This window comes from Burkholderia sp. APQ4-4ca (assembly GCF_057837105.1).
The window spans coordinates 160,744-175,645 of record NZ_JBYQCG010000220.1 but is presented as its reverse complement, the minus strand read 5'-3'; the positions used below and the strand labels follow the sequence as shown (position 1 = coordinate 175,645).

At 67.1% G+C, this 14,902-nt stretch carries 14 protein-coding genes and 1 other RNA gene; 3 read left to right on the top strand and 12 right to left on the bottom strand.

Annotation, left to right across the window (positions count from 1 at the left end; all coding sequences use genetic code 11):
- Together AC3IFE_RS24500 and rlmD are read right to left on the bottom strand one after the other, a co-directional pair.
- Positions 1–420: transposase domain-containing protein (locus tag AC3IFE_RS24500; RefSeq protein WP_489192538.1), on the bottom strand; the 420-nt coding region annotated here is incomplete at its 3' end.
- A 119-nt stretch (positions 421–539) separates the two neighbouring features.
- Entirely contained in the window at positions 540–1,844 is a 1,305-nt protein-coding gene (rlmD, locus tag AC3IFE_RS24495; RefSeq protein WP_489192550.1) for a 23S rRNA (uracil(1939)-C(5))-methyltransferase RlmD, read from the bottom strand.
- Positions 1,845–2,171: 327 nt separating this feature from the next.
- Here rlmD and AC3IFE_RS24490 point away from each other — a divergent pair, with 327 nt between their 5' ends.
- Positions 2,172–3,026 (top strand): endonuclease/exonuclease/phosphatase family protein, encoded by an 855-nt coding sequence (locus tag AC3IFE_RS24490; protein ID WP_489192536.1) that lies wholly within the window; start codon positions 2,172–2,174, stop codon positions 3,024–3,026.
- A 30-nt stretch (positions 3,027–3,056) separates the two neighbouring features.
- Here AC3IFE_RS24490 and AC3IFE_RS24485 read toward each other — a convergent pair whose 3' ends face one another.
- From AC3IFE_RS24485 to ffs, 10 genes are all read right to left on the bottom strand, one after another.
- On the bottom strand, positions 3,057–3,833 hold the full coding sequence (locus tag AC3IFE_RS24485) for a 3'-5' exonuclease (protein WP_059645787.1): 777 nt from the start codon (positions 3,831–3,833) through the stop codon (positions 3,057–3,059).
- 3 nt (positions 3,834–3,836) lie between these two features.
- The gene (gene rpoS / locus AC3IFE_RS24480) at positions 3,837–4,925 is read right to left on the bottom strand and encodes an RNA polymerase sigma factor RpoS (protein ID WP_089467579.1); all 1,089 of its coding nucleotides are present in this window, start codon (positions 4,923–4,925) and stop codon (positions 3,837–3,839) included.
- Between the two features lie 11 nt (positions 4,926–4,936).
- A complete protein-coding gene (locus AC3IFE_RS24475) occupies positions 4,937–5,827 on the bottom strand; it encodes a peptidoglycan DD-metalloendopeptidase family protein (RefSeq protein WP_489192533.1) in 891 nt (296 codons plus the stop codon).
- Between the two features lie 5 nt (positions 5,828–5,832).
- Positions 5,833–6,765 (bottom strand): protein-L-isoaspartate(D-aspartate) O-methyltransferase, encoded by a 933-nt coding sequence (locus AC3IFE_RS24470; RefSeq protein ID WP_089467970.1) that lies wholly within the window; start codon positions 6,763–6,765, stop codon positions 5,833–5,835.
- Positions 6,762–7,523, bottom strand: a complete 762-nt coding sequence (gene surE / locus AC3IFE_RS24465) for a 5'/3'-nucleotidase SurE (protein WP_489192531.1) — start codon at positions 7,521–7,523, stop codon at positions 6,762–6,764. Before surE ends, AC3IFE_RS24470 begins: the two co-directional genes overlap by 4 nt.
- A 217-nt stretch (positions 7,524–7,740) precedes the next feature.
- Entirely contained in the window at positions 7,741–8,946 is a 1,206-nt protein-coding gene (locus tag AC3IFE_RS24460; protein ID WP_050013203.1) for a CaiB/BaiF CoA transferase family protein, read from the bottom strand.
- A gap of 48 nt (positions 8,947–8,994) precedes the next feature.
- Positions 8,995–9,591 (bottom strand): recombination mediator RecR, encoded by a 597-nt coding sequence (gene recR, locus AC3IFE_RS24455; protein ID WP_006478665.1) that lies wholly within the window; start codon positions 9,589–9,591, stop codon positions 8,995–8,997.
- 31 nt (positions 9,592–9,622) lie between these two features.
- Positions 9,623–9,949, bottom strand: coding sequence for a YbaB/EbfC family nucleoid-associated protein (locus AC3IFE_RS24450; protein WP_006482124.1), 327 nt, complete (start codon positions 9,947–9,949; stop codon positions 9,623–9,625).
- 95 nt (positions 9,950–10,044) lie between these two features.
- The gene (locus tag AC3IFE_RS24445; protein WP_489192527.1) at positions 10,045–12,420 is read right to left on the bottom strand and encodes a DNA polymerase III subunit gamma/tau; all 2,376 of its coding nucleotides are present in this window, start codon (positions 12,418–12,420) and stop codon (positions 10,045–10,047) included.
- A 127-nt stretch (positions 12,421–12,547) separates the two neighbouring features.
- Positions 12,548–12,646: signal recognition particle sRNA small type (gene ffs, locus AC3IFE_RS24440), an RNA gene on the bottom strand.
- A 390-nt stretch (positions 12,647–13,036) separates the two neighbouring features.
- Between ffs and trxA the strand changes: the two genes are divergently transcribed.
- Entirely contained in the window at positions 13,037–13,363 is a 327-nt protein-coding gene (trxA, locus tag AC3IFE_RS24435) for a thioredoxin TrxA (protein ID WP_006402348.1), read from the top strand.
- A 195-nt stretch (positions 13,364–13,558) separates the two neighbouring features.
- Positions 13,559–14,821 (top strand): transcription termination factor Rho, encoded by a 1,263-nt coding sequence (gene rho / locus AC3IFE_RS24430; protein WP_006478662.1) that lies wholly within the window; start codon positions 13,559–13,561, stop codon positions 14,819–14,821.
- The last annotated feature ends 81 nt before the right edge of the window (positions 14,822–14,902 follow it).

Genomic DNA, 14,902 nt, shown 5'->3' with positions numbered 1-14,902 from the left:
CGCCGTCCTGAGCGTCGTGCCATCCATCGCAAACAGGCTCAACCCCTTGAACAGGTATTGTTTGCGGTCCTGCTCGGCCCACGCCTTGGCCGACAATTCGAACAGCGCCTTCAGTGGTTGCGCGCCCAGGCGCTGCCGGGCCTGAGCGACAGCGCTCTTGCTGACGAACGGCGCCTGCATATCCGGTAGCGCAAGATCGAGATCGTCGACAACCTCGCTGATCGATTGATGCCGATACAATGCCAGCGCAATAACCAGCCAAACCACCTGTTCAGCGGGCAAGCGGCGTTGCCGGATGCTCGCCCGTCCCGTGTAAGCCACCACCTGCTCAATCCACTCGTAGGGCAAGTGCTCGCCCAGGCGAGCCCAGTCGGGCATCTCCTGTTCTTCAGCGAGAAAATTCAGGGTGTCATCAAGCATGGCGACGCAGGTTAACAGCCTCCATCACCGTTTACAACACCCAAAACAAAAATGCCGTTCAGTTCTTAACTGAACGGCATTAGGCCCGCGGGCCGGTTTTTTTACGTCCGCCGCCCGGCTCAGTCGCGCTCGAACAGCGCGATCGATTCGACGTGCGACGTATTCGGGAACATGTTCACGACCCCGGCGCCCTTCAGCCGGTAGCCGGCTTCGTGCACGAGCAGGCCCGCATCGCGCGCGAGCGTCGACGGGTTGCACGATACGTAGACGATGCGCTTCGGCAGCGGGCCTGCGCCGCTCTGCGCGATCTCGGCCAGCGCCTTCGACACCGCGAGCGCGCCTTCGCGCGGCGGGTCGATCAGGAACTTGTCGAATGCGCCGAGTGCGCGCAGGTCGTCGCCCGTCACTTCGAACAGGTTCCGGCACGCGAACGTCGTGTGGCCGTCGACACCGTTCTCGCGGGCGTTCGCGAGCGCACGTGTGGTCAGCGTATCGCTGCCCTCGATGCCCATCACCTCGCGCGACAGCCGCGCGAGCGGCAGCGTGAAGTTGCCGATCCCGCAGAACAGGTCGAGCACGCGATCGTCGCGCGACGGCGCGAGCAGGCGCAGCGCACGCCCCACCAGCACGCGGTTGATCTGGTGATTGACCTGCGTGAAGTCGGTCGGCTTGAACGGCATGCGGATGCCGAATTCCGGCAGGGTGTAATCGAGCGATACGTCGAGCGGGTAGAACGGCGTCACCGTGTCCGGCCCCTTCGGCTGCAGCCAGAACTGCACGTTGTGCTCGTCAGCGAACGCGCGCAGCAGCGCTTCGTCGTCCGCGTTGATCGGCTCCAGCACGCGCAGCACGAGCGCGGTGACGGCCGAGCCGACCGCGAGTTCGATCTGCGGCATCCGGTCGCGAATCGACAGCCCCTCGACGAGCCGACGCAGCGGCACGAGCATCGCCGACACGTGCGGCGGCAGCACTTCGCAGCTCGTCATGTCGGCCACGTAGCTGCTCTTCTTCTCGTGGAACCCGACCAGCACGCCGCCCTTCTTCGCGACGTTGCGCACGGTCAGGCGCGCCCGGTAGCGATAGCCCCACGACGGTCCATGGATCGGCGCGAACATCGTTTCCGCGCGCAGCTTCGCCAGGTGCCACAGGTTGTCTTCCAGCACGCGCTGCTTGACCGCCACCTGCGCACGCATGTCGAGATGCTGCATCGAGCAACCGCCGCAGGTGCCGAAGAATGTGCACTTCGGCTGCGTGCGCATCACGCTCGGGCGCAGAATGTCGACAACCGTCGCCTGGTCGTAGCTCGGCTTGCGGCGATAGCTCGAATAGGTCACGCGCTCGCCCGGCAGCGCGCCTTCGACGAAGATCACCTTGCCCGGCTGACCGTCCTCGGTCATCGTGCGGCCGACACCGCGCGCTTCCATGTCGAGCGATTCGATCTCGAGAACCGGGGCGGGACCGGGCGCGACGGGCGCGTTTTTCGATTTGCGCGCAGAAGTGGGGACGGCTTCGGACACCAGCTTTTCCTGACAAACGTTGAAGAAGGCGAGATTGTAGACGACGACGGCCCCCGTCGCGCGCTTTCGTCGCGCAAGCGCCGATGCCGATGCGCATGCCGCGCTGCGTGGCGCCGGAGCGGCCGACGATCGCGCACCCCGTTGCACGCCGGCTGGCCGGTCGCGTGCGATTCGCGGCACGGCCCACCGGCGGCACGGGTTCTGCTCGCAGCAGCAGACCAAGGAGATTCGACCATGCGATTGATCGACTGGAACATCCAATGGGGTCGGGACGCCGACGGCGTGGTCGATCTGTCCGGCACCGTCGCGGCTATTCGCCGGCTCGGCGATTTCGACGTGCTGTGCCTGCAGGAGGTCACGCGCGGTTTCGACGCCCTGCCGGGCCGGCCAGGCCCGGACCAGTTCGCCGAACTCGCGGCGCTGCTGCCCGGCTATACGATCGTCGGCGCCATCGGCGCCGACCTGCCGGCCATTCGGCCACGCGCACCGCGCCGCCAGTTCGGCAACGCGATCGCGACGCGGCTGCCGATCGGGCGCGTGCTGCGTCACTCGCTGCCGTGGCCGGCCGACGCCGGTGCGCCGTCGATGCCGCGCGTCGCGCTCGATGTCGAGCTGCATACGCCGTTCGGGGCGTTGCGCGTGGTCACCACGCATCTGGAGTATTACTCGGCACGCCAGCGGCTGGCGCAGGTCGACGCGCTACGCGACCGGCATCGCGACGCCTGCGCGCATGCGACCCATCCCGCTCCCGCCGAAACCGCCGACGGGCCGTTCACCGCGACCGGACAACCGCGCGATGCGATCGTCTGCGGCGATTTCAACAGCGCGTTCGGCAACGATGCGTACCAGCGCTTTCTGGAGCCGATTGCCGACGCACCCGGTTTCGTCGACGCGTGGGTCGCACGGCATCCCGGTCGTACGCCGCCGCCGACGGCCGGCGTCTACGACACCGCACAATGGTCGGAAGGCCCGCTCGCGTGCGATTTCGTATTCGCGACCGACACGCTGTTGCCGCGCGTCGTCGGCTGCGAGATCGACGGCGACGTACGCGCGTCCGATCATCAGCCGGTGCTGCTCGAACTCGCCTGATCGCACCGGTTGCGGCGCGGCCTGCCCGCGCTACGCGTCGAAGCCCGCCAGATATTCGGCCCAGTGCGGCGCGGGCTCCAGCGCGAGCGCGTTCTTCACGAGCAGGATCTCGTCCGCGTACTCGCTCGGCGTCAGGCCGCCGCGCATCAACTGGAACCGGCAATACAGCAGGTACGTATTGACGACGTCGGTTTCGCAATAGTTGCGGATTTCGTCGATCCGGCCATCGCGGAACGCCGGCCACACCTGGCTGCCGTCCATCCCCAGCTTGCCCGGGAAACCGCACAGCTTCGCCAGCGCGTCGAGCGGGGCGTTCGCTCGCGCCTGATACATCGCGAGCACGTCCATCAGGTCGGTATGCCGCGAGTGATAGCGGGAGATGTAGTTGTTCCACTTGAATTCGCGGTCGTCCTCGCCGAGATCCCAGTAGCGGGTGGCGGGAATGCCGTGCACGAGCGCGCGGTAATGGAGGACCGGCAGATCGAAACCGCCGCCGTTCCACGACACGAGCTGCGGCGTGTACTTCTCGATCACGCGGTAGAACGACTGGATCAGCGTCGCTTCGTTGTCCTGCGGCGTCCCGAGCGAGCGCACGCGAAAACCGTTGTTGTCGCGGAACACGCACGAGATCGCCGCGATCCGCTGCAGATGATGCGGCAGGAAATCGCCGCCGGTCTTCTCGCGGCGTGCGGCAAACGCATGTTCGGCCACCGCGGCATCGTCGAGCGTCGCGGGCAGGTCTTCCAGACGGCGAATGCCGTCGACATCGGGAATCGTCTCGATGTCAAAAACAAGGATCGGGGTCATCAGTTACAGAACGGCGTCCTTGCGCACGCCGTTGGAGGCGAAGAACCGCTTGAGGCGCACCAGCGCTTCCTGCTGGATCTGCCGCACGCGCTCGCGCGTGAGCCCCATCTCGTCGGCGAGCTCCTCGAGCGTCGCCGGTTCGATGTGGTTCAGGCCGAAGCGGCGCTCGATCACGTGCCGGTGCTTGTCGGACAGCCGCGACAGCCACGCGCGCGTCAGCGTTTCGAGTTCGCGGTGCTGCACCTCGGCGTCGGGCGACTGGCTCTGGTCGTCGGGCAACAGGTCGAGCAGACTGCTCGCGGGATCGAGATCGAGCGGCGCGTCGAGCGACGCGGTGTGTTCGTTGAGCGCGAGGATATCGGTGACTTCCTCGGCGGTCTTGCCGGTGAGATAGGCGATGTCGTCGATGCTGGCTTCGCGGCGCTCGGCCGCCTCGCCCGTCGACATCGAATTCTTTTCGAGATGGCGCTTCGCGCGCAGCACCTGGTTCAGTTCGCGGATCACGTGCACGGGCAGGCGCACCGTGCGGGCCTGGTTCATGATCGCCCGCTCGATGCTCTGCCGGATCCACCACGTCGCGTAGGTCGAGAAACGGAAACCGCGCGTCGGGTCGAATTTCTCGATCGCGTGCATCAGGCCGAGGTTGCCTTCCTCGATCAGGTCGAGCAGCGGCACGCCGCGGTTCAGGTAGCCCTTCGCGATACTGACGACGAGACGCAGGTTGCGCTCGATCATCACCTGCCGCGCCTCGAATTCGCCGGCCTTCGCCAGGCGCGAATAGCGCTGCTCTTCCTCGACGGTCAGCAGCGGCTTCACGCTGATGCGGTTCAGGTAATGCTGGATCGTGTCGGCCGTGAGCTCGGCCTGCAGCAGCGTGCGGAAATCGTCGACGTCGGGCGCCGCTTCCTGGCGGCCTTCGCGCTCGTCGTCGCCACCGTCCGCTTCGGCGTCGCGGGCCTCGAGATCGCGTTCGTTTTCCGCGACGTCGTCCTCGTCGTCCGTCGAAGCACCTGCTCGCCCCACCGATGCTTGCGTGGCACGACTGATCTTCTCAGACTCGGCTTGCGGCTCGTGGCGCTTCGATTTCGGCATGGTCGTCTCGGTTATTGAGGCGGCAAATACTTCAGCGGATCGACAGGCTTACCCTGCCGGCGAACCTCGAAATGCAGCATCACGCGGTCGGCATCGCTGTTACCCATCTCGGCGATCTTCTGCCCCTTCGTTACCGCGTCCCCCTCTTTTACCATCAAAGCGCGATTGTGTGCATACGCCGTGAGGTAAGTTGCGTCGTGCTTGATGATAATGAGGTTGCCGTAACCACGCAGACCGTTGCCGGAGTAAACGACACGGCCGTCCGCCGCCGCCTTCACGGCCTCGCCGGCCGTCCCGCCGATATTGACACCCTTGTTCTTCGCATCGTCGAACCCGTTCAGCACGGGGCCGCGCGCAGGCCACGCGAACGTCACGGGGCCGCTCGGCGCCGCCGCCGTATCGCTCGAGCCGGTTGCCGCGGCCGGCGGCGTGGCGGCGAGCGAGGACGACGTGCCGGCAGCCGGCGCGGCCGGACCGCTGCTCAGCGGTGCGGTCGCGACCGCACTGCCGACGATCGGCGCGGCGGCCGGCGTGCCCGCGACCGCGGCGCCGGCTTGCGGCGACACGCGCAGCAGCTGGTCGACTTCGATCTGATTCGGGTTCGCCAGATTGTTCCACGCGGCGATGTCGCGATAGTTCTGCCCGTTTTCAAGTGCGATCCGGTACAGCGTGTCGCCCGGCTTCACCCGGTAGTAACCCGGGGGCGCCGGCGGAAGCGGCGCCGCGGGCTGCGCGGCGGCGGTCGTGCCGAGCGACCCGGAGCGATCGACGACGGGCGCGTTGTCGAGCCGCGTCGCACAGGCGGCCAGCAGCGTGGAGAACGCAGCCACACAGATCGCGCGCTGGGCGAGCGTGAGCGGTTCCCTGGATCGGTTGTTTTGCATCGCGCGCAACATACTCATCGGTTTCAAATCACTCCGGATTTTAAAGGGACAAAGAAAACGCGATCAAGCCGGGACGCTCGCCATTGCGCGTGCGCGACGCGCTCGACGAGCGTGAGCACCTGGTGCTGCCCGCTCTGGCCGCCGACCGGCGCGACGAGCCGCCCGCCGATCGCGAGCTGCTCGAGCAGCGCCTGCGGCACGTCGAGCCCCGCCGCAGCGATCACGATCGCGTCGAACGGGGCCGCGGACGGCAGGCCGACACGCCCGTCGCCGTAATGCAGACGGATGTTCGGCACGCGCAGCGGTCGCAGGTTCAGCTTCGCGCGCTCGTAGAGCGGCTTGATGCGTTCAATCGAATACACGTCACGTGCCACGTGGCTCAGCACGGCGGCCTGATAGCCGCAACCCGTGCCGATCTCGAGCACGCGCTCGAGCGTGCGGCCGGCCATCGCGAGCTCGATCATGCGCGCGACGACCGACGGCTTTGAAATGGTCTGCTGGTGGCCGATCGGCAACGCCGAATCCTCGTAGGCCTGCGTCGCGAGCCCGGGATCCACGAACAGGTGGCGCGGCACCGCGGCCATCGCGTCCAGCACGCGCGCATCGGTCACGCCGTTCGCGCGCAGCCGTTCGACCATCCGCTCGCGCACGCGTTCCGACGTGAGGGCGAACGCGCCGGCCGGCGCGATGCTCGGCGCAGCCGGCTTCGGCAGTGCGGGTTTCAGCGCGGTCGGCTTCGGTGCGGTCGCCGGCTTCGCGGCGGCGATGCCCGACAGCGGCACCCGCGCGGCGGCCGGCTTCACCGCAACCGGTTTCAGTACGGCTGCGGGTTTGTCGGCGGCCTTCGGCACCGCGCCCGCCGCTTGGCGTTCGCCGGCCCGACCTTCCGATTTGCGTGGCGCTCGTTTGAGATCTTCGAGCGCGAGCGGGAACCGCTTCGCGCGCTCGCCGCTCATGAAGCCCGCCCTCCGGCGCGCGCCCATTCGCGCGTCGCGGGCAGCATCTGCGTATGCGTGAGATCGAGCTGCAGCGGTGTGATCGATACGAAACCGTTTGCGACGGCGTGGAAATCGGTGCCGTCGCTGGCGTCCAGCGCGTCGCCCGCGGCGCCGATCCAGTAGATCGGCTCGCCGCGCGGGTTGGTCTGGCGAATCACCGGCTGCGACGGATGACGCTTGCCGAGACGCGTGACCTTCCAGCCCTTCAGTTGGTCGTACGGCAGGTTCGGAATATTGACGTTCAGCAGCGGGTTGCCCGGCAGCGGATGCGCGAGATAGTGCGCGACGATTTCCGCGGCGACGCGCGCGGCGTCGGCCAGATGGGCCCAGCCCTTGTCGACCAGCGAGAACGCGACGGCCGGCACGCCGAACATGACGCCTTCGGTGGCGGCCGCAACTGTCCCCGAATAGAGCGTATCTTCGCCCATGTTCTGGCCGTTGTTGATGCCGGATACGACGATGTCCGGCCTCGCGTCGGCCATCCCCGTCAGCGCGACGTGCACCGAATCGGTCGGCGTGCCGTTCACGTAGAAGAAACCCGTACCCGCTGCGCGCTGCACCGACAGCGGCCGCGACAACGTGAGGGAATTCGACGCGCCGCTGCAGTTCTGCTCGGGCGCGATCACCGTAAGCTCGGCCAGCGGCTGCAGCGCTTCGCTGAGCGCGGCGAGACCGGGGGCGAGATAGCCGTCGTCGTTGCTGAGTAGGATTCGCATCCGGCGATTGTAACCGAGGAAAGATGGCGCGAGAGCGACTGTCCAGCCGCCGCGGACGGCCGGGTATACGCATGGACATGCGATGCGCCGCCGCACTGCGCGGCGGCATTCCGCGCGCTGGGGAAAACACCGGGCCGCCGGGTTTTCCGCCCGGACCAAATCGCCTCGGGGAACCCTTCGTCGAGCGGCCCGGCGCAAAGCGCCACGCCGGATGCGCTCAGATCGCGCCCGCCTCGCGCAGCGCGGCAATCGCGTGCGCGTCGTAGCCGAGGCCGCGCAGCACCTCGTCGGTATGCTCGCCGAGCTCGGGCCCGAGCCAGCGCGTTTCGCCCGGCGTGTCCGACAGCTTCGGCGTGATGTTCGGCAGCGGAATGTCGGTGCCGTCGGCCAGCTTGAAACGCTGGATCATCTGACGCGCGACGAACTGCGGATCGGTGAACATGTCGGCCGCGCTGTAGATGCGCCCGGCCGGCACGTCGGCCGCATTGAGCACGACGAGCGCCTCGTCGATCGTGCGCGGCGCAAGCCACGCGGCGATCGCGTCGTCGATTTCCTGCGTGCGCGGCACCCGCCCGTCGTTTTGCGCGAGCGCGGGATCGTCGGCGAGGTCGTCGCGCTCGATCGCCTTCATCAGCCGCTTGAAGATCGGATCGCTGTTGCCGCCGATCACGATGCTGCCGTCGCGGCATGCATACGTATTCGACGGCACGATGCCCGGCAGCGACGCGCCGGTGCGCTCGCGCACCATCCCGTACACGCCGTATTCGGGCACCACGCTTTCCATCATGTTGAACACGGCTTCATACAGCGCAACGTCGACCACCTGCCCCGCGCCGCCGTTGACCTTGCGGTGATGGAGCGCCATCAGCGCGCCGATCACGCCGTGCAGCGCGGCGATCGAATCGCCGATCGAGATGCCGATGCGCGGCGGCGGCAGATCGGGATAGCCGGTGATGTGGCGCAGCCCGCCCATCGATTCGGCGATCGCGCCGAAGCCGGGCCGGTCGCGGTACGGGCCCGTCTGCCCGTAGCCGGACAGACGCACCATCACGAGGCCCGGATTGTCGGCCGACAGCACGTCGTAGCCGAGCCCGAGCTTTTCGAGCAGGCCCGGGCGGAAATTCTCGATCACGATGTCGGCCTCGCTCGCGAGCTGCCGCGCGATCGCCTTGCCGGCATCGGCTTTCAGATTGAGCGTGACCGATTTCTTGTTGCGCGCCTGCACCGACCACCACAGCGACGTACCGCCCTGCTCCGGATGGAGCTTGCGCCACTTGCGCAGCGGGTCGCCGCCGTTCGGATCCTCGATCTTGATCACTTCCGCGCCGAATTCGGCGAACAGCCGCGACGCGAACGGCCCCGCGATCAGCGTTCCGAATTCGAGCACTTTGACGCCCGCGAGCGGGCCCTGGCTGGTGCTCATGTGTCTCCCTGGCATGAGGAACGGCGCCGCCGGCAGGCGGCGCCCGGCTTACATCGTGCGGCGATCGAGCATCGCGCGGGCGATGGTGCCCGCGTCGACGTACTCGAGCTCGCCGCCCACCGGCACGCCGCGCGCGAGGCGCGTGACCGCCAGCCCGCGCGCCTTGAGCGTCTGGCCGAGGTAGTGAGCGGTGGCTTCGCCTTCGTTCGTGAAGTTGGTCGCGAGCACGACTTCCTTGACGACGCCGTCGGATGCGCGCCGCACGAGGCGGTCGAAATGGATTTCCTTCGGGCCGATTCCGTCGAGCGGGCTCAGTCGCCCCATCAGCACGAAATACAGCCCGCGGTAGGTCATCGTCTGCTCGAGCATGATCTGGTCGGCGGGCGTCTCGACGACGCACAGCAGCGTCGGATCACGCTCCTCGTCGCTGCAGACCTCGCAGATCTGCGCCTCGGTGAACGTATTGCACTTCTCGCAGTGCTGCAGGTGCTCGGTCGCGAACAGCAGCGACCGGCCGAGCCGCTCCGCGCCCTCGCGGTCGTGCTGCATCAGGTGAACCGCCATGCGCTGCGCGGATTTCGGCCCGACGCCGGGCAGCACGCGCAACGCTTCGACGAGAGCGGACAAGGCAGACGGCTGTTTCATACGGCGGCAAACGGTGGCAAGGACGCGGCGCTCAGAACGGCAGCTTGAAGCCCGGGGGCAGCGGCAGGCCCGACGTCATGCCGCTCATCTTTTCCTGCGACGTGGCTTCGGCCTTGCGCACCGCGTCGTTGAACGCAGCGGCGACGAGATCCTCGAGCATGTCCTTGTCGTCCGCGAGCAGGCTCGGGTCGATCGACACGCGGCGCACTTCGTTGCGGCACGTCATCGTCACCTTGACGAGGCCGGCGCCCGACTGCCCTTCGACTTCGATCAGCGCAAGCTGCTCCTGCATCTTCTTCATGTTTTCCTGCATTTGCTGCGCTTGCTTCATCAGTCCGGCGAGGTTGCCTTTCAACATGGGAATACTCCTTCTTGATCGTGTGAAAACCGGCACGCGGCGCGTGCCGGCCAATGTGTGCGGGGCGTGATTGTGCCTGTCGCGGGGCGGTCAGTTCAATGCAGCGTGGGCGGCGCGCCGTCCGGCGTCGAATCGGCCAGCGGGCGCACCGAGCCCTCGACGATGCGCGCACCGAACTCGCGCACGAGCTGCTGGACGAACGGATCGCCGTGAATCTCCTGCTCGGCTTCGCGCTGGCGCGCCGCGCGTGCGGCCGCATCGAGCGCCGCCGCGGTGCGCCGTGCGGGCCCGACCTCGACGTTCACCTCGACCGGCTTGCCGAGCGCGTCGGCCAGTGCGGCCTTCAGCTTCGCCACCTGCGCGGCGTCCGCATACTGCGGCACCGGCACGGACAATTTCAATGCGCTCGCATCGACAGCCGTCAGCTCGCTGTTGAACGCGAGCTGGTACGCGACGCCCTTCAGCGGCAACTGCGCGGCCAGCGCCGGCCATTCGCCGTCGAAGCCGATCGGATCGAGCGCGATCGCGGGCGGCAACGGGCGCGTGTCGATCGGCGCGGCCGGGCGTGCCTCCGCCGGCTTCGGCGTCACGCGCACATCGTCGGGACCGCTGTCGAACGCCGGCACGAAACCGTCGTCGGAACCGCCGAACATCTCGTCGGCGCTGAGCGGCACGTAGTCGTCGGGCGGAATGTCTTCCCACGGCGGCGATGGCTGGCGCGAATCGGCTGCTTGCGGCGCACGCGCAGCGGCACGCGGCGTGGGCACCTGGACGGCCGGACGCGGCGCGGCCGGCTTTTCGGCGACCGGCTGGGACGCCGCCGGCTTGGCTGCTGCGCCCGCGCGCCCGCGGTCCGACGACACGCGCATCCCTGCATTGCGCAGCACGTCGAGCGCGGCGGCGGCACCGCCCGCGCGCGCCGCGGGGCGCGCGGCGGCCGGCTCGGGCGACACGGCGCGCGGTGCCGGTTCCGGCTGCGGCGCCGGTTCGTCGTTTCGCTGCACGGCGGCAACGTCCGTCGGCTCGGGTTCCTTGCGGGCGGGAGGCGGCATGTCGCCAGCGGGCGCAGCCTTCGCTTCCGGCTGCGGCGGCTCGATCGCTTGAGCGTCGGCCGCTACGGGTGCCGGCGCTGCTGCTTCTGCCGGTGCCGGAACGGCTGCGGGCTTGGCGGCCGGGCGGTCCGCGTCGTCACCGGACTGCGCCGGCGCCGGACGCGCGACCGGCGCAACAGGTGCAGCCGGCGCCGCGGCTTGCGGCCGCGCTGCGACAGCCGGCGCGGCCGCTACCGGCTTCGCTGCCGCGGCGGCCGGCGCCGCGGCAGCGCGCGGGGCCGGCACCGCACGCGGCGGCACGGACGGCTGACCGCCCGGCGCGCTGCCGGCGCCAGCGGACGGCTCGAACGCGAGCATCCGCAGCAGCGTCATCGTGAAACCGGCGTATTCGTCCGGCGCCAGGCCGAGTTCGGCGCGCCCCACCGTCGCGATCTGATAGAACAATTGCACCTGCTCGGGGCTCAGCGTCTCCGCGAAACGGCGCAAGTCAGCCGCTTCCGGCCATTCGTCGAGCACCGAACCCGGCGCGAACTGCGCCCAGGCGATCCGGTGCAGCAGGCTCGCGAGATCCTGCAGCGCGGTCGAGAACGACAGGCTGCGCAGCGACATCTCGTCGGCGATCGCGAGGATTTCCGGGCCGTTGCCGGCCGCGAGCGCATCGAGCAGGCGCACCATGTAGGTCTGGTCCAGCGCGCCGAGCATGCCGGACACCGCCGATTCGGTCACTTCGTTCGCCGAATAGGCGATCGCCTGGTCGGTCAGCGACAGCGCGTCGCGCATGCTGCCCTGCGCGGCACGCGCCAGCAAACGCAGCGCCTGCGGCTCGAACGTGATCCGCTCTTCACCGAGGATCCGCTCGAGATGCGACACGATGTGCCCAGCCGGCATCTGCTTCAGGTTGAACTGCAGGCAGCGCGACAGCACGGTGACGGGAATTTTCTGCGGATCGGTCGTCGCGAGGATGAACTTGACGTGCGGCGGCGGCTCTTCGAGCGTCTTCAGCATCGCGTTGAACGCGTGGTTCGTCAGCATGTGCACTTCGTCGATCATGTAGACCTTGAAGCGCGCATCGACGGGCGCATACACCGCGCGCTCGAGCAGCGCGGCCATCTCGTCGACGCCGCGGTTGCTCGCCGCGTCCATCTCGACGTAATCGACGAAACGGCCCTCGTCGATCTCGCGACAGGCGCGACACACGCCGCACGGCTGCGACGTGACGCCGGTTTCACAGTTGAGCGCCTTCGCGAAGATCCGCGACAGCGTCGTCTTGCCGACACCGCGGGTTCCGGTAAACAGATAGGCGTGATGGAGACGCCCGCCGTCGAGCGCATGCGTGAGCGCCCTGACGACGTGCTCCTGGCCGACGAGCGAAGCGAAATCCTTCGGACGCCACTTGCGTGCGAGAACTTGATAGGTCATCAGGAAATTGTATCAGTAACGCTGCGTCGCGCCGACACGTGAAACGGGGCGGAACACGGGCAAGGCGCAGGTCGAACGGAATGTGACGCAGAAATAAAAAACGCCCTGCGAACGGGGCGAGAAGGAAGGTGACGAGCCCAACCCTCGGCACTGGCAGAAAACGATTGTGGCTGCTTCGTTCCCGACCTGACCAGGTTCACCGCCCCACCATGCGAGGAGGCCCGTCACGGCATATTCTATCACCGCTTCCGGACGAATGCGACCGTTTGTTCGCATCAATGCGAATCTCGCCGGGCAAACCGGCGCGTCGTCCATGCGCACGCGCCGCACGCTGCCCGCCCCTTGTAATTGGCGGGCCGGCCTCCATCTGCGTCGCACAACGGTCGAACGTCGCGTCGTACCCCTACTCGCGTAGCGGCTACTATCGCCGCCCGCAGCAGATAGCAATTTAGGCTAATATGACGCCCGAACGACCCGCGAGCCGCGGCATGCAGCGCTTACGTCCCTCCTTCCCGGAAGGCGGAGTGCCCTGCCGCAGCGGCCGGCAGCCTTGCGCAGGCCGGTACGCTGCAACGCGCAAGCAGGCAGTCCCCGAACCGTAAGAGGTATTGACCCAATGAGCGAACAGATCAAACACATCAGCGACGCATCGTTCGAACAGGACGTCGTCAAGTCCGACAAGCCCGTGCTCGTCGATTTCTGGGCCGAGTGGTGCGGCCCGTGCAAGATGATCGCCCCGATCCTCGACGAAGTCGCGAAGGACTACGGCGACAAGCTGCAGATCGCGAAGATCAACGTCGACGACAACCAGGCCACGCCCGCGAAATTCGGCGTGCGCGGCATCCCGACGCTGATCCTGTTCAAGAACGGCGCGGCCGCCGCGCAGAAGGTCGGCGCGCTGTCGAAGTCGCAACTCACCGCATTCCTGGACAGCCACCTGTAATATCGGCAGGTCCGCGGACGTGTTGTCAGTCGGCAACACGTCCGCCGTCAAGCCGCCGATCGCTCGCTCAAGCGCGAATCGGCCTATGCTAGAATTAAAAAACGTCGACAAGACGCATTTAAGTCTCTGAGCGCTTCCGCTCGCCCTCCTCCCTTATTTTCTTTCGTCGCATCTCCTCCCTGGCGGGTTCTCCGTATGCATTTATCCGAGCTCAAGTCTCTGCACGTCTCCGAACTGATCGAAATGGCCAACGGCCTGGAGATCGAAAACGCGAACCGCCTGCGCAAGCAGGAGCTGATGTTCGCCATTCTCAAAAAGCGCGCCAAGACGGGAGAGACGATCTTCGGCGACGGTACGCTCGAAGTGCTGCCGGACGGCTTCGGCTTCCTGCGCTCGCCGGAAATGTCGTACCTCGCGAGCACCGACGACATCTACATCAGCCCGTCGCAGATCCGCCGCTTCAACCTGCATACCGGCGACACCATCGAAGGTGAAGTCCGCACGCCGAAGGACGGCGAGCGCTACTTCGCGCTGGTGAAGGTCGACAAAGTCAACGGGCAGCCGCCCGAGGCCTCGAAACACAAGATCATGTTCGAGAACCTCACGCCGCTGCACCCGAACAAGCCGCTGTCGCTCGAACGCGAAATGCGCGGCGAGGAAAACGTCACGGGCCGCATCATCGACATGATCGCGCCGATCGGCAAGGGCCAGCGCGGCCTGCTCGTCGCGTCGCCGAAGTCGGGCAAGACCGTGATGCTCCAGCACATCGCGCACGCGATCAAGCAGAACCACCCGGACGTGATCCTGTTCGTGCTGCTGATCGACGAGCGTCCGGAAGAAGTGACCGAAATGCAACGCTCGGTCGCCGGCGAAGTGATCGCGTCGACGTTCGACGAACCGGCCACGCGCCACGTCCAGGTTGCCGAAATGGTGATCGAGAAGGCCAAGCGCCTCGTCGAAATGAAGCACGACGTCGTGATTCTGCTCGACTCGATCACGCGTCTCGCGCGTGCGTACAACACCGTGATCCCGGCGTCGGGCAAGGTGCTGACGGGCGGTGTCGACGCGAACGCGCTGCAGCGTCCGAAGCGCTTCTTCGGCGCGGCGCGCAACATCGAGGAAGGCGGCTCGCTGACGATCATCGGCACCGCGCTGATCGAAACCGGCAGCCGCATGGACGACGTGATCTACGAAGAGTTCAAGGGCACCGGCAACATGGAAGTGCACCTCGAGCGCCGTCTCGCGGAAAAGCGCGTGTACCCGTCGATCAACTTGAACAAGTCGGGCACGCGTCGCGAGGAAATGCTGATCAAGCCCGAGATCCTTCAGAAGATCTGGGTGCTGCGCAAGTTCATTCACGACATGGACGAAGTCGAGGCGATGGAATTCCTGCTCGACAAGATCCGCCAGACGAAGAGCAATTCCGAGTTCTTCGACCTGATGCGCCGCGGCGGCTGATCGCCCTCCCGCTCCGCAACACGGCCGCCCGTGCACCCTGCCCGGCGGCCGTTTTTCGATCCCAACCTGAACGTGAACGTA